This is a genomic window from Gottfriedia sp. NPDC057948 (assembly GCF_042887255.1).
Lineage (GTDB): Bacteria > Bacillota > Bacilli > Bacillales > Bacillaceae_G > Gottfriedia.
On the sequence record NZ_JBHVPN010000010.1, the window covers coordinates 63,348 to 78,942 of the forward strand.

Below are 15,595 nucleotides of genomic sequence, written 5' to 3' on the forward strand. Positions count from 1 at the left end.
GTTGAGTTAATGTAAATATACTTGGATGACAGTATTAATAGATTAACTTGAACAACCAGAACTTGAGCAACTTGAACTAGAACACGAAGAGTGAGAACTAGAACAAGAGGAATGTGATGAACTAGAGCATGAAGAGTGCGAGTTATGATGATGACTATCACTCTTGCTTGAACAATCATTTGAACTTTCATTTAATGCAAAAAAAGTATTTGTAGCTAAAAATGTTGAATTAATATGCCCATCATCTGATTTTTTCTTAGAAGATGAACGATTAGCTGAACTTGGGTAAGTTTTTGGTGACTGGTGTTTAGTTCTTGCTTCTACTTTTTCTTTTTCTACTAATATTTTTTGAATTCTAGCAAACTCGTTTAAAAAATTATGTTTAGTTTGTGAGTTTAAATGTGAAACGAAACTTTTTGTTTGTATTGTTTTACTCGATAAATATTCTTGAACTTTAGTATTTTTATCATTAACAACTAAATTTCCTAAGACATAGGTATTTACAGATGTCGTTTCAAACAAAGTATTATATAACAAATTGTAAACAGCTCTAGCATCAGCTCTATCGGTTATAGTTACCTCATTTTTATGAACATTTGGTTCATGGTGGATCATTTCACCAGAAAAAGACTTGCAGAAGTTATGATAACTTTTCGTAAATAAAATCATTTCGTGCCAGATTTTATCAACTTCTTGACTATACATTGGAATGTTTTCAAAGATTGCTGCCATTAAGAAAAAGCGCTTTAATTCCCTTTCAATAAAGGAATATTTTGCATTGCTCCAACCTTCTTTTTCTATAACTCTTTCTTTAACATTAGCTAGGAAATCCATTTTCCATGCGTTTTCTAGTTTAGAAACTAACGATAAATTAGCAAAGTTGGAATTTAGATTTAAGTCGTTTGTTATAAACTGCTTATAAAGATCATTATAGTATGCATTATCATTTTTTAAATTCCTTTTAAAAATTCTTCCAAAAAAATTTTTCATATAAACCTCCTTTTATACAATTATATAATTAAAAAATTAACAAAAGAAGAAAATTGTTAAGATTAGGAAATACTTGAATTGAGGATTAACATATCTATATGTTTCTTGGAGAAAGAGGAAAGATTGCTGTTATATCATTAATTGTCTGCTCATTCTTTATGAACTCTTATATACTTGCGAAGTTTTTTGATATGTAAAAATATGGTACAATCTATTTATATTTAGATTTATTAAAGGCTAAATCTCAAGCGGAAATAGATGAATTACAGCTGTTTTTTAGTTCTAAAACGAGGTAATTACAAATTGTTTGGAGGGTTTTAGGAGATGACACAAGAACAAGTAATACCGGTTGTATCAGGGCAAAGGATTACTCCATTTCTTACGTTTAGTGGCAATGCGGAGGAAGCAATGAACTATTATGTTCGTACTTTTCCGAATTCAAAACTCGTTTCTCTTCGAAGATATTCGAAAGATGACCGAGGTGTAGAAGGAAAAATACTAAATGGTATCATTGAAATTTTAGGGCAGTCTTTTATGGTTTTGGATATGGATAAAGAATCTTGTCCTGATTTTACTTGGGCTGTTTCCTTTTATTTAGAATGCAAAGACGATGCGGAGTTTGATGTAATTTTTGGTGGCTTGAAGAGTGATGGGAAAGTACTTATGGGACCAGTAGAAATGAATGATTTTAGTAAGGTTACGTGGGTGACTGATTGTTTTGGTGTTACTTGGCAGCTAGTGTTAAGAAAAAAAGCTTAATCAATTGGCGTATGATTCATTTTACTGTGAGAAATTGATGTCAATTGAACAAGTTTTCTTAAATAATAATTTACTAATTAATATTTTGAATATTCCAACAAATTTTAATAAAAAAATATTTTTTAAAAATAATAATCTGAAAATATTGAAGTTTACTAATTGTTGGCATATAATGTAATCAGATACTAGTTTATTAGAGAAAGTAAGTAAGAGGTATTAGCGATATGGCAGAGCAAAATCAACGAATTGGTCGAACAGCTATGATGCTTGCTTTGACTGATCATGAAGAAGAATTAATGAAAAATGAAAACGTTGTATGGTGTGTAGGTAAAGTCGGTACAATGGATTCTCAAAAGGTCGTTGCTGCGATTGAAACCGCTGCCAAACAAAATGGTGTAATCAATGGAGCTCTTTATAGAGAAGTTCATTCATTATATCATGCAACACTTGAAGCAATTCAAGGCGTAACAAGAGGTCATGTTCAATTAGGTGATGTTCTTAGAACAGTAGGACTTAGATTTGCTGTTGTTAGAGGAAAGCCTTATAAAAACGTGAACGAAGGTGACTGGATAGCAGTTGCACTATACGGAACGATTGGTGCTCCAATTAAAGGATCGGAGCATGAATCAGCAGGACTCGGCATTAATCACATATAATCGCCCATAGTTTATTAGATGATAGGGGGCTATGATTCGTAAGTTACTATTTACGTCTCATAGCCTCTTTCTGTGTTTTTTTTGACAAAATTCGGAGGTGTTTTTAATGGTAACTTTAACTGGTAATAGCTTAACAATGGAACAAATGAAAAGTATTTTATTCGATAAGGCATATGTAAAAGCAAGTGAAGAGAGCTTAGTTGCGGTAAAAGCATGTAGAGAAAAAGTAGAAGAAATCGTAAATAATGGCAAAGTCGTTTATGGTATCACAACTGGTTTTGGAAAATTTAGTGATGTATTAATTGAAAAAGAAAATGTTTCAACACTTCAATATAACTTAATCGCTTCACATGCATGTGGTGTTGGTGAACCGTTCCCTGAATTAGTTTCAAGAGCGATGTTAGTACTTCGTGCAAATACAATGTTAAAAGGTCACTCTGGTGTGCGTTTAGTAGTTGTTGAAAAATTACTTTCATTAATTAATGCTCAAATTCACCCAGTTATCCCTTCACAAGGATCATTAGGTGCAAGCGGAGACTTAGCTCCTTTATCTCACTTAGCGCTAGTTTTACTTGGTGAAGGTGAAGTTTTCTATAAAGGAAAACGTATGGAAACAGCAGAAGCTTTAGCAAAAGAAGGAATTTTACCAATTACGCTACAAGCTAAAGAAGGTTTAGCTCTAATTAATGGTACTCAAGCAATGACAGCTATGGGCATTCTTACTTATCTTGAAGGTGAAGAATTAGCTTATCAAAGTGAATTAATTTCTTCTATTACATTTGAAGCATTAAATGGTATTACAGATGTTTTTGATGAAAGAATTCATATTGCTCGTGGATATAAAGAACAAATTGAAGTAGCTGAACGTTACCGCAATATTTTAGCAACAAGCCAATTAACGACTAGACAAGGTGAAATCCGAGTTCAAGACGCTTATACATTAAGATGTATCCCTCAAGTTCATGGAGCAAGCTGGCAAGTTCTGAACTATGCAAAAGAAAAATTAGAAATCGAAATGAATGCAGCGACTGATAATCCATTATTATTCGGTGATGATGTATTCTCTGGTGGGAATTTCCATGGTCAACCAATCGCATTTGCAATGGACTTCTTTAAATTAGGTGTTGCTGAGTTAGCGAATATTTCAGAAAGACGTATTGAGCGTTTAGTTAACCCACAATTAAATGATTTACCACCATTTTTAAGTCCAGAACCAGGATTACAATCTGGTGCAATGATTATGCAATACGTGGCAGCTGCTTTAGTTTCTGAAAATAAAACATTAGCGCATCCAGCAAGTGTTGACTCAATTCCATCTTCAGCAAACCAAGAAGACCATGTAAGTATGGGTACAATCGGTGCACGTCATGCTTACCAAATTCTACAAAACGCTAGAAGAGTTTTAGCAATCGAATGTATTTGTGCAATGCAAGGTGTTGAATATAAAGGAATTGAAAAAATGTCTGAAACAACTAGAAAGTTTATGGAAGATGCTCGTAAAACTGTTCCATCAATTACTAGAGATCGCGTATTCTCAAAAGACATTGAAAAGTTAACAACTTATTTAAAAGAAAATTTCATAGCAAAAAACTATACAAAACAAACACAAATATAAGAAGAGGTGGAAATAAAATGGAAATCACAAAAGGATCTTTAAAAGCTCCAAGAGGTACTGAGTTAAACACTAAAGGTTGGATTCAAGAAGCAGCACTTCGTATGTTATTAAACAACTTAGACGAAGAAGTAGCAGAAAGACCAGAAGATTTAGTAGTATACGGTGGAATCGGAAAAGCAGCAAGAAACTGGGAAAGCTTTGATGCAATTATTGAATCATTAAAGAAATTAGAGAGCGATGAAACATTATTAGTTCAATCAGGTAAACCAGTTGCAGTTTTTAAATCTCACGAAGATGCACCACGAGTTTTATTAGCGAACTCAAACTTAGTTCCAAAATGGGCAACTTGGGAACACTTCCGTGAATTAGATGAAAAGGGCTTAATGATGTACGGTCAAATGACTGCTGGTAGCTGGATTTACATTGGTACTCAAGGGATCTTACAAGGTACTTATGAAACATTTGGTGAAGCTGCTAAACAACATTTCGGTGGTAGCTTAAAGGGGACAATTACAATTACTGCAGGACTTGGCGGTATGGGTGGAGCTCAACCTCTAGCTGTTACAATGAATGGTGGAGTTGTAATCGGTATTGATGTAGATGAAACTAGAATCCAACGTCGTATTGACACTAGATATTGTGATGTATTAACTCACGATTTAGAGGAAGCTTTACAACTTGCTACTGAAGCTAAAAACGAAGGAAGAGCTTTAGCAATCGGTTTAGTAGGTAATGCTGCTGAAATTTTACCTCAATTAGTTGAACGTAATTTTGTACCAGATTTAATTACTGACCAAACTTCAGCACATGATCCATTAAATGGTTATTTACCAATCGGAATGACAATGGAAGAAGGAAAGAAACTTCGCGCCGAAAATCCAGATGAAGTAATTAAACGTGCAAAACATAGTATGGCAGTTCATGTTGAAGCAATTTTAGCGATGCAACAACGTGGAGCACTCGCATTTGATTACGGTAATAACATTCGTCAAGTTGCATTAGATGAAGGCGTTAAAAATGCATTTGATTTCCCTGGTTTCGTACCTGCATTTATTCGTCCATTATTCTGTGAAGGGAAAGGTCCTTTCCGTTGGGTAGCACTTTCTGGTGATCCAGAAGATATTTACAAAACAGACGAAGTAATCTTACGTGAATTTGCTGATAACGAGCATTTATGTAACTGGATTCGTATGGCTCGTGAAAAGGTTGCATTCCAAGGTTTACCATCACGTATTTGTTGGTTAGGCTACGGAGAGCGTGCAAAATTCGGTAAAATCATTAACGAAATGGTTAAAAATGGCGAATTAAAAGCTCCAATCGTAATCGGTCGTGACCACTTAGATTGTGGATCAGTAGCATCTCCAAATCGTGAAACAGAAAGCATGAAAGATGGTAGTGATGCAGTAGCTGACTGGCCAATTCTAAATGCACTTATTAATGGTGTAAATGGAGCAAGCTGGGTAAGTGTACACCACGGTGGTGGAGTAGGTATGGGTTACTCTTTACATGCTGGTATGGTAATCGTTGCTGACGGTACTGATGCAGCTGCAAAACGTATCGAAAGAGTATTAACTTCAGATCCAGGAATGGGTGTAGTTCGTCACGTTGATGCAGGTTATGATTTAGCTGTTGAAACTGCGAAAGCAAAAGGTGTAAACATCCCAATGATGAAGTAGGTGTTAGAATTGAAAGCAGATATTCTATTAACAAATATTGGTCAATTATTAACGATGGATCATGGTGATGGTCCAATTCATGGAAAAGAAATGAGTAATCTTCCTGTACTAGAAAATGCAGAAATTGCATGGAAAGATGGGCAAATTATTTATATCGGACAAATGAACGAACAGAAAATTGATGCAAAAGAAGTAATTGATTGCCAGGGAAAACTAGTCACTCCAGGATTAGTTGACCCTCATACTCACGTGGTCTTTGGAGGATCACGTGAGCATGAAGTTAGTTTGAAATTACAAGGTGCTTCTTATTTAGAAATATTAGAAATGGGCGGCGGGATCCATTCTACTGTAGGTCAAACTAAATTAACTTCTCATGAAGATTTAAAAAAGAAAACGATTCATCACTTAAACAGAATGCTTTCATTCGGTGTAACAACAGTTGAAGCAAAAAGTGGTTATGGACTTGATGAAGAAACTGAATTAAAACAACTTCGAGTTGCTAAGGAATTACAAGCCGAGCATGATATTGATTTAGTTTCAACTTTCTTAGGTGCGCATGCAGTACCTAAGGAGTATAAAGGAAATGAAGAAGCTTTCTTAGAAAAAATGCTTTCTTTATTAGATGTTATTAAAGAAGAAGAACTTGCTGAATTTGTAGATGTATTCGCTGAAACAGGTGTTTTTTCAGTTGAACAATCAAGAGAATTTTTATTAAAAGCAAAAGAACAAGGCTTTAATGTTAAAATTCACGCAGATGAAATAGATCCTCTAGGTGGCACTGAAATGGCAGCTGAAATTGGCGCTATTTCTGCTGATCATCTATGTGGAGCATCTGAAAAAGGTGTAGAAATGCTTGGTAAGAGTAACACAATTGGTGTCATTTTACCGGGAACTACTTTCTATTTAAATAAACCTGAATTTGCACCTGCAAGAGCGATGATTGAAAATAACGTAGCAGTTTCATTAGCAACTGATTTCAACCCAGGAAGCTGCCCAACTGAAAATTTACAATTAATCATGACAATCGCAATGCTTAAACTAAAAATGACACCTGAAGAAATTTGGAATGCCGTAACGATTAACTCATCATACGCGATTAATCGTGGAGATCAAGCTGGTAAATTACTAATTGGTCGTAGGGCAGATGTCGTTATTTGGAATGTACCAAACTATACTTATGTACCTTACCATTTTGGTGTAAATCATGTAGAATCAGTATTTAAGAATGGTAAATTAGTAGTAAGTAGGGGTGAACACGATGTCGCTATCACATCTTAAAAAAGCAGGAGATGCCATTTTTATTGATTCAAAAGTAACAAAAGCAAATGAAATCATCTCTACATGGAATGGAACTGAAGCATCAAATTTCTCAATTATTGGTGTACCATTATCTAAAACATCAATTAGTCATTCAGGTGCAAGCTTCGCACCTGCTTCAATTCGAAAAATGCTAAGTAGCTACAGTACTTATCATATTGAAGACCAAATTGATTTAAAAGATTACAAGGTTACAGATTTTGGTGATATTACGATGCATGTGACTGATTTTGAAGAGTCTAGAAATCGTATTAAATCGACAATCTCGGAATTGCTAGGCCAATATAAAGAAACGATGCCAATTATTTTAGGTGGGGATCACGGAATTAGCTTTCCAAGCATTTCAGCTTTTGCAAAAGAACGCGGAACAGTAGGAGTTATCCAATTTGATGCTCATCATGACTTAAGAAATACTGAAGATGGTGGCCGTTCAAACGGTACCCCTTTCCGTAGCTTAATTGACGAAGGCATTCTAAAAGGTGAACACTTAGTTCAAATTGGAATCAGAAATTTCTCAAATAGTGCACCATACACTGAATTCGGTGTTAATAACGGAGTAACAATCTATTCAATGCGTGATGTTCGCGAATTAGGAATCTCAAACATTATTAAAGAGAGCATCAACCATTTAGTAGACAAAGTAGATGCAATTTACATTAGCCTAGATATGGATGTACTAGACCAAGCCTTTGCTCCTGGTTGCCCTGCAATTGGACCTGGAGGAATGGACAGTCAAACTCTATTAGATGGCATCTGTTATTTAGCATCACATCCTAAAGTTTGTGGTATGGACATCGTTGAACTTGACCCAACAATCGACTTCCGTGATATGACAAGCAGAATCGCTGCACATGTTATTTTAAACTTTCTTGTTGAGAAGGTTAAGTTATTAAATAAGTAAAATTTGAAACTCGTAAACTTTGTTGTTTGCGAGTTTTTTTGTTTTTTTATGGGCAGGGTGTAGATAAAGGTTGAGTTGTAAATAAGTGATGAGTGACTGTAAAAAAGATTTGTAACAGTGCAAATAAAGGATCCCGGGGTGCAATATACGTCGAAGTGCAAATAAAAGATGAGTGACTGCAAATAAAACTTGTAACAGTGCAAATAAGGGCTCCCGAGCTGCAAATAAAGGTAGAAGTGCAATTAAGATAAAAGTGACTGCAAATAAATTTTGAAACAGTGCAAATAAGGGCTCCCGAGCTGCAAATAAAGGTCGAAGTGCAATTAAAAATATTGAAACTGCAATTTAATCTGGCAAAAGTGCAATTAAAAATCACAAAACTACAATTAAAATTGTGGCAACTGCAAATAAAAATTTCGAAACTGCAAATAAAAAAAAACAAAGTGCAAATAAACTTAGAATACACGTTCTAAAATTACAAATCATGAGGTTTTTAGTACTTTTAAACCAAAATACCGAATTTGATAGCACCAAGCATGCTTGTTATAATCAAAACAAGAACAAATATTCGTTAATAGTGAGAAGGACCAGTTTAATAAAATGTCTAAACGAATTAGGAGGAACAGTTTTGTCAAATAGCATAAAACAAAGAAAAATAATTTTAGATTTAGCTGTTACATTAGATGGTTTTATAGAAGGGAAAAACGGAGAAATTGATTGGTGCATAATGGATCCTGAAATGGAATTCACAAATTTCTTGAATCAAATTGATACGATTTTATATGGCCGAAAAAGCTATGATTTGTGGGGAAATTATATTCCAAATATAGACGACTCTGAATCTGATAAAGAAATGTGGACTTTAGTACATAGTAAGGAAAAATATGTGTTTTCCCGAACTCAATCAAAAGATGAAAATAATGCAGCATTTATAAATGAAAATATAATTGAAGAAGTAAATAAATTGAAGGAAAAACCAGGGAAAGACATTTGGTTGTATGGAGGATCAAGCCTTATTACATCATTTACAAATTTAGGGCTAGTTGATGAATTTAGATTATCAATTCATCCCGTTATATTGGGTGAAGGAAAACCTTTGTTTGTTGACATAAAAGAGAGAAAGAATTTAATCATGATGAATACAAGAACGTATTCTTCTGGGGTTGTGCAGGTAACTTATCATTTGAATGAGGAATGAGTTTGGTATAACTGGCTTCTATAAAAAACAAAATGAACCTCCCAAAACTGATAGTAAGCAATTTAAAAGATTGTGATTCAGTGTTCCTCAAATAAAAGAAGAGTTTAGTCCATTTTATATAGTGTTGAGTACAAGTGGGCTGAATGAACCGCTCTTACTATAAAGCGAGAATGAATTGAATAGTGCAGAATTAAATCACTAGTTCTAAAATACATAATATTACAATGAATGTATTTTACTTTGTTATTAATTATTTATATTAATAGAGTAACAAACAGAGGATGATCTAAGGATCTTCCTCTTTTTTACTAAAAAGAATAATAGCTAAAAGAATCAAAATAAATTTTTACAGTATATTAGCAAAACAAACTTAAGGTTTACTTTTATATTATTTTAAGAATAAATTAAGGACACTTTGCAAATTAGCATATATAATTAGAAAAGCCGAATCAATAGGCGTATGTGAAAATTAATAACAATATGGTTCAGTTGGAAAGTGAGATAAATTAATTATGAAATATGATTTAGTTTTTGATTTAGACGATACATTAATTCAAACCCAAGCCGCATTTCGGCATAATGTAGATTTATGTGCGAATCTAGTATATCAAGCGCTAGATGAAAAAGTAGTAATAAATGACATTAAAGAAGTTTTTAATAAAATTGATTTGGAGCTAATAAAAGATATGGGTTTCAGTAAAGCTCGATATCCTTATGCATGGGAATCAACTTTAGATTTATTGGCAACACGATATAATATAGAGATCTCAAGTATTGTTAATGATCAATTACAATCATTAGCAAAAACGATATTTAAAGTAAATATTCCACTGCAAAGTGACACATTTATAATAGAAGAATTATCAAATCATAAAGATGTAGCAAGTATGACTATATTGACTTTAGGTGAAAAAGACGTTCAAACTAAGCGAGTAATGGAGACTGGCTTAGTGCAACATTTTGACAACGTATTTATTACAAGTAAAAAAGATATAAATACCTATGTTGAGTTAAATGAAAAATTAAGTAACCCAGTAATGATCGGAAACTCTCTTAGAAGTGACATTGTACCTGCTCTAGATGCGGGTATGAAAGCAATTCATATTATAAGAGATTCATGGTCTTATGACGAAATTGAGCATAATCACAGAATAGAGGGCATTAAGTCACTAGTCGAAATAAAATTACTTTTATTTGGTAATTTGGTAAACCTCTAATGGTTGTTTTTCTTATTTTTAAATAGGTCAATTAACATCTCTTTCGAATTATTCAATCATGTTGTTGAACTTAGTCATGCATTGGTTTAACAAAATTGAGGTTGATCTTTAATCGATCATCCTCTATTTTACATTTGGGTGATAATTGAACTAGCATTTTCAAAATATGATATCTTAATAATAAATAAACATCTTAAGGGAATTCATAAATGAATAACATTAAAGCATCATAGTTTCTTCTTTTTCTGATACTAAAACCAGATTACCATCGTAATCTATGAATAAATGGTGTAATAAAAGTGAAATTAAACCAATGTTAAATAGTGAATTGAAATAGCTAGAATAAAGAAGTAGTTTTTATTGAACTTTTAAAAAAATTATTTTGCGGAGGATAAATATGAATTTTGAACAAATGGAGCATATTGTCACTGTCGAAATCGAAAAGTCGTTTACAAAAGCAGCAGAAAAACTATTTATATCTACTCCAGGTTTGAGTCAGTCTATTACCCAACTTGAAAACGAGCTTGGAATAAAAATTTTTAATCGATCCAAAAAAAGTATTACGCCAACTTTTGAAGGTGAAATAGTGATTTCAACAGCAAATTCAGTTTTAAAAACTATAAATGAGATGAATAAAAAACTGAGCATTTATAAAAACAGTTATCAAAGGCATTTAAAAGTAAAAATTGCACCTGCTTTTTTTTATATACTTCAAGATTTTTTGGTAAAGCTTAATCTAGAAAATGAAGATTTAACCTTTGAATTAGTCGAACAAAATCCTACAAAGATTATTGAGAATTTTAATCAGGAAGATTATGATTTTGCGCTTATCTCTGCATCAGTTGATGAGTTGAAAAAAGCTAAAAATATTTCTTATAAGCACATTTACAAAGGACATATATGTATAGCAGTTGGAAAAAACTCACCCTTTTATACATCAGACTTTGTAACTCCAAGTGATCTAAAAAATACTAAATTAGTAACTTATGAAACATCTGATTATAACCAGATTTTAAAATTTACGAAAATAAATCCAGAGCAAGTGATAATCAGTTCAAATAGGACTAGCATGCTTTTTAAGCTAGTAAAAGAAAGTGATGCAATTATCTATCTTCACGACTTTACACTAAAGAATTCTCCCATGGTATTAAATGGAGATTTGAAAATAATCCCACTGAAGGATAAACAGATGCAATTATTTGAACTTGATTTTTGGCTAATCTATTTAGAAACAAGAGGTTTATCGAATTTGTATAATGAGCTTCTTGAAGATTTTATAGAGCATTTTAAAAAAGTATAATTGATAAAAGTTAGTAATCGCTGGGTGCACTTCAAGGGTGACTCCTTAAAGCTAGTAACACATTAAATGTATATGAGCCTCCTGCTGATTATTTTTTAATAAATGGGAATTACTACGTAAAGGAAATGGAAAATTCTTTTATAATTTTTGTTGGTAATATCAAAGCATACAAAAAAATTGGTAAGGGTGTTAAGTGGTGAGTAGTTCAATCAAAATCGATTATGTAAAAAGTAAGTTAAAACTAATAATGCTTTATAAGTTGAAGTAGTTTATCCTTCATCTGGGACTAATTAGTTTTACATCCTCCATCAATGGCAAAACTAATGATAAAAGGAGGATGCAAAAATGACGCAAGATCGATTTGAAGAAGCATATGAAATGTATAGAAATCAAAGTGATGACGTACAAATGATGGGAGAGGAATCAGTAAATCAGGACAAGGAACATATTGTTGCTGTTCGAAAAAATGAAGATGGTGATTTAATTGGTTTTAGAACAAGTTTGAATCGTGAACTAGATTATCTTCAAGCTTTACAGGAAGCAAAAAATGGAAATTTAGCACATGTAGATGTAATACATAAGTATGGTCGTGATATCCTCAGAAGTGAACCGGATGGTATAGCAGAGAATAATTTGAGTAATTTACCGGAGTTTTAGGTCAAAAAATGAAGTAAACCCACTAGGAATTTTCCTCGTGGGTTTTTTATTAGATCTACTCATTTTTCGTCAAGTTAAAATGAACTAGAGTGAACATAAAATTGCAAATAGATTTCAAGATCAACATTCTCAATCATGATGAGGCATCTTCTATTTAAATCTTAGCATAGCTTGTCTACACTTTAAAAATATGAGTCTGTAAGTGGGTAAGTCATTTATTCTGTTCTATTCAGTCTATTTAATCTTGGCAATTGGAATTGTTCGCCGTTTGCTTCTTCAGTTCCAGCGCCTTCGTTGTGTTCGGAATCTGTTCTGATTTTGCTTCTTTTGATTTTGCTGTCTCTGATTTTAATTCCTTGCTGTCCGCCTAATTCATCGTTATTTCTACCAGCAATACCGCTTCGACCATTTCCATCTGCAAATTGTGAACGTTCATTTGCTGTTTGGCTATTGTCTCTAGCGTTTTGTCCGCCTTGATTTGCGTTCATTCCAACATTACGATTAATTTGACCTCCGCCTTCAGCTCTTTGTTCGACTTGGATGCGATTCTCTTTAATTTCAATGTTGAAAAAATTAAAATTGATTGAACCATCTTGATTAGCTGCCGCAAGCACCTCTTGAATTTCTTCTTTTAAAGCTTTGAAATCTTCAAATTCTGCTGCCATACTAAAAACCCTCCTTTCTATCAATACTCTCACTATATTCAGTTTTAATAGTTTCTGATTAGACATTTAATAGATTTTTAATTTAAATACTTTAGAAAAAAAGTTTGAAATTCCCACTAAAATTTGTTGTTTTTCCAATTAACAGGTACTAATTACACAGAATAATTCATTATTTCACATTTAAATCATAGATTAGTAATGGAGTGTGATCTAGTTGAATCCTTTTTTAATAAAAATAGTAAAATCATTTTGCGGTGTAATTGTTATCGACCTGTTATTACTCATTTATTGCTTGTTACTAGGTAGCTATTTTCATATTTTACATTCATTTACTTGGTTCGGTTTTAAAATAATTGTTTTACCTTTTAGCCTTTTAGCTTTTATTATTTCAATTGTTTATTTTAGTAAAAAAATAGAAATCGAGGTATCAGAAGAAATTGATGAACTTGAAGAAATTGAAATTGAGCATTCAACAAGAATGGAAAAATACCATCAGACAGAAAAAAATTGAACTGAGGTGGTAAAATGGACCTCGAAAATATTGTTTTACGAAATATTGAAGAGCGGATTAAACGTCTTAGAGCAAAACAAGATGAAAATGGTTCTTGGGAATATTGTTTTGAAGGTTCATTAATAACGGATAGTTTTATGATTTTATTAATGAATGATCTTGAATACAAAAATCAAAAGGTCATTGATGGGATTATTGATCGGATTATCAATCTTCAACATCCGAATGGAGCTTGGAAATTATACGAGGATGAAAAAGATGGAAACTTAAATGCTACAGTACAAGCTTACATAGCTATATTAATCTCAAAAAAGTATACAAAAGAACATTCAAGTATGAAGAAAGCTGAAAAATTTATTCGTGAAAACGGTGGTATTAAAAAAACGCATTTTATGTTAAAAATGATTCTAGCTACTCATGGTTTAATTGAGTATCCTAAATTATTTTACTTTCCAATGAGTTATTTTTTGCTACCAGATAAAATGCCGTTAAGTTTATTTGATTTAAGTAATTATGCTAGAGTTCATTTAGTTCCAATGATTCTTTGTATAAATAAGCGATTTAAAGTGAAATTGGATGATGATCTAACTATCGATCATCTTTTGGAAACTAGTGAGGTAGAATGGTTTTACGAGGAGCGAGGGAGTTTTTATCAGTTTTTACTTGAGGAAGGTAAGAAGCTAGCTTCGTATCCTCTCTATTTTCACCAGAAAGGATATGAAAAGGCTGAGAGATTTATTCTGGATCGTATTGAAACAAATGGAACTTTTTATAGCTATGCTACTTCTACGTTTTATATGATTTATGCTTTAATGGCTTTAGGCTATGAATCTACTTCATCTGTCATTCAAAATGCGCTACAAGGACTTCTTTCATATGCAGCCGATACTGAAGCAGGTCTTCATATTGAAAATTCGCCATCAAAAGTTTGGGATACAGCATTATTGTCATATGCAATTCAAGAAGCAGGTTACCACGTAAGTGATCCAATTGTTTCGAAATCCATAAACTACCTAATTAAGAAACAGCAAAATATGAATGGTGACTGGAAGGTTCATGCTAAAAATTTAAGTCCTGGTGGTTGGGGCTTCTCTGATGTTAATTCTTTTATCCCAGATAATGATGATACTGGTGCAGTTTTAAGGGCGTTAACTAGAAGTTCTTTGGATCAGTCCACAATTCATGAAAGTTGGTTAAGGGGAGTTCATTTTTTACTTGGACTTCAAAATGATGATGGTGGTTGGGGAGCTTTCGAAAAAAATGTAACGAATAAATGGTTAACATTTTTACCAATTGAAAATGCAAAAGATGCAATCATAGATCCTTCAACTGCAGATTTAACTGGACGTATTTTAGAATTTATTGGAAACTATACGACGATTTCAAATGATGATCCGATTGTGAAAAAGTCGGTTAATTGGCTTTTGAAAAATCAAAAATCAAATGGTAGTTGGTATGGTAGATGGGGGATTTGTTATATTTATGGGACTTGGGCAGCGATTACTGGGCTCAGAGCCGTTGGAATACCTAAAAATCATGAGGCAATTAAAAAAGCAGAGAAATGGTTAGTTAGTATTCAAAATGAAGACGGAGGTTGGGGAGAATCGGGTCTTTCACCTGTTAAAAATAAATATGTTCCTTTAAAATTTAGCACTCCTAGTCAAACAGCGTGGGCAGTCGATACTTTACTTTCAATTCGTAATAAAGAAGATGGAATAATTAGAAAAGGGATTAAATTTTTAACTACTCAAAGTGAATTATCAAATAAAGCATTAACTTATCCAACTGGATTAGGATTACCTGGTCAGTTTTATATTCACTATCATAGCTATAATGAAATTTATCCGCTATTAGCACTAGCACACTATAAAAATAGTTAAATAATACTATTATGTAAACAAAATAAATTTATTTTTGGAAATCTTTCCATAAATGTCTTTTCTTTATCATATAAATATAGTAAACTATTTTATATTGAACATAACTAAATAATCCTTATCGAGAGTGGTGGAGGGACTGGCCCTTTGAAACCCGGCAACTTTAGCGAAAGCTAAAAAGTGCTAAATCCAGCATGTTTAAAACATGAGAGATAAGGCGTAATCTGTACTTAAACGTCATTCTCTCATTTTTTTG

General features: G+C 32.8%; 14 protein-coding genes and 1 riboswitch. Of the genes, 12 read left to right on the top strand and 2 right to left on the bottom strand.

Features of this window, described 5'->3' with window-relative positions; genetic code table 11:
* Positions 1–42: 42 nt before the first annotated feature.
* Complete coding sequence (locus ACFVRR_RS15515) at positions 43–990, bottom strand: glycine-rich domain-containing protein (RefSeq protein WP_387330225.1); 948 nt, start codon at positions 988–990, stop codon at positions 43–45.
* Positions 991–1,314: 324 nt separating this feature from the next.
* Here ACFVRR_RS15515 and ACFVRR_RS15520 point away from each other — a divergent pair, with 324 nt between their 5' ends.
* The 10 genes from ACFVRR_RS15520 to ACFVRR_RS15565 all read left to right on the top strand — a co-directional run bounded on the left by ACFVRR_RS15520 (position 1,315) and on the right by ACFVRR_RS15565 (position 12,286).
* Complete coding sequence (locus ACFVRR_RS15520; RefSeq protein WP_387330228.1) at positions 1,315–1,749, top strand: VOC family protein; 435 nt, start codon at positions 1,315–1,317, stop codon at positions 1,747–1,749.
* A gap of 224 nt (positions 1,750–1,973) precedes the next feature.
* Complete coding sequence (gene hutP, locus ACFVRR_RS15525; RefSeq protein WP_097977576.1) at positions 1,974–2,405, top strand: histidine utilization transcription antiterminator HutP; 432 nt, start codon at positions 1,974–1,976, stop codon at positions 2,403–2,405.
* A gap of 106 nt (positions 2,406–2,511) precedes the next feature.
* The gene (hutH, locus tag ACFVRR_RS15530) at positions 2,512–4,020 is read left to right on the top strand and encodes a histidine ammonia-lyase (RefSeq protein ID WP_335478338.1); all 1,509 of its coding nucleotides are present in this window, start codon (positions 2,512–2,514) and stop codon (positions 4,018–4,020) included.
* A gap of 17 nt (positions 4,021–4,037) precedes the next feature.
* Positions 4,038–5,696 carry a urocanate hydratase gene (hutU, locus tag ACFVRR_RS15535; protein ID WP_387330233.1) on the top strand — a complete coding sequence of 553 codons (1,659 nt, stop codon included), beginning with the start codon at positions 4,038–4,040 and terminating at the stop codon, positions 5,694–5,696.
* A 54-nt stretch (positions 5,697–5,750) separates the two neighbouring features.
* The gene (gene hutI, locus ACFVRR_RS15540) at positions 5,751–6,974 is read left to right on the top strand and encodes an imidazolonepropionase (RefSeq protein WP_387330413.1); all 1,224 of its coding nucleotides are present in this window, start codon (positions 5,751–5,753) and stop codon (positions 6,972–6,974) included.
* Positions 6,955–7,914 (top strand): formimidoylglutamase, encoded by a 960-nt coding sequence (gene hutG / locus ACFVRR_RS15545; protein WP_097977569.1) that lies wholly within the window; start codon positions 6,955–6,957, stop codon positions 7,912–7,914. The genes hutI and hutG overlap by 20 nt, the downstream gene beginning before the upstream one ends.
* 628 nt (positions 7,915–8,542) lie before the next feature.
* Positions 8,543–9,112, top strand: a complete 570-nt coding sequence (locus ACFVRR_RS15550) for a dihydrofolate reductase family protein (protein WP_387330236.1) — start codon at positions 8,543–8,545, stop codon at positions 9,110–9,112.
* Between the two features lie 512 nt (positions 9,113–9,624).
* On the top strand, positions 9,625–10,329 hold the full coding sequence (locus tag ACFVRR_RS15555) for an HAD family hydrolase (RefSeq protein ID WP_387330239.1): 705 nt from the start codon (positions 9,625–9,627) through the stop codon (positions 10,327–10,329).
* Between the two features lie 397 nt (positions 10,330–10,726).
* On the top strand, positions 10,727–11,629 hold the full coding sequence (locus ACFVRR_RS15560) for a LysR family transcriptional regulator (RefSeq protein WP_387330242.1): 903 nt from the start codon (positions 10,727–10,729) through the stop codon (positions 11,627–11,629).
* Between the two features lie 408 nt (positions 11,630–12,037).
* Entirely contained in the window at positions 12,038–12,286 is a 249-nt protein-coding gene (locus tag ACFVRR_RS15565) for a DUF3892 domain-containing protein (RefSeq protein ID WP_387330416.1), read from the top strand.
* Positions 12,287–12,501: 215 nt separating this feature from the next.
* On the opposite strand, the gene ACFVRR_RS15570 is transcribed toward ACFVRR_RS15565, so the two are convergent.
* Positions 12,502–12,951, bottom strand: coding sequence for a hypothetical protein (locus ACFVRR_RS15570; protein WP_387330245.1), 450 nt, complete (start codon positions 12,949–12,951; stop codon positions 12,502–12,504).
* A 214-nt stretch (positions 12,952–13,165) separates the two neighbouring features.
* Between ACFVRR_RS15570 and ACFVRR_RS15575 the strand changes: the two genes are divergently transcribed.
* Together ACFVRR_RS15575 and ACFVRR_RS15580 are read left to right on the top strand one after the other, a co-directional pair.
* Entirely contained in the window at positions 13,166–13,462 is a 297-nt protein-coding gene (locus tag ACFVRR_RS15575) for a hypothetical protein (protein WP_387330248.1), read from the top strand.
* A 14-nt stretch (positions 13,463–13,476) separates the two neighbouring features.
* Positions 13,477–15,342, top strand: coding sequence for a terpene cyclase/mutase family protein (locus ACFVRR_RS15580; RefSeq protein WP_387330251.1), 1,866 nt, complete (start codon positions 13,477–13,479; stop codon positions 15,340–15,342).
* Positions 15,343–15,454: 112 nt separating this feature from the next.
* Positions 15,455–15,558: riboswitch (SAM riboswitch) on the top strand.
* The last annotated feature ends 37 nt before the right edge of the window (positions 15,559–15,595 follow it).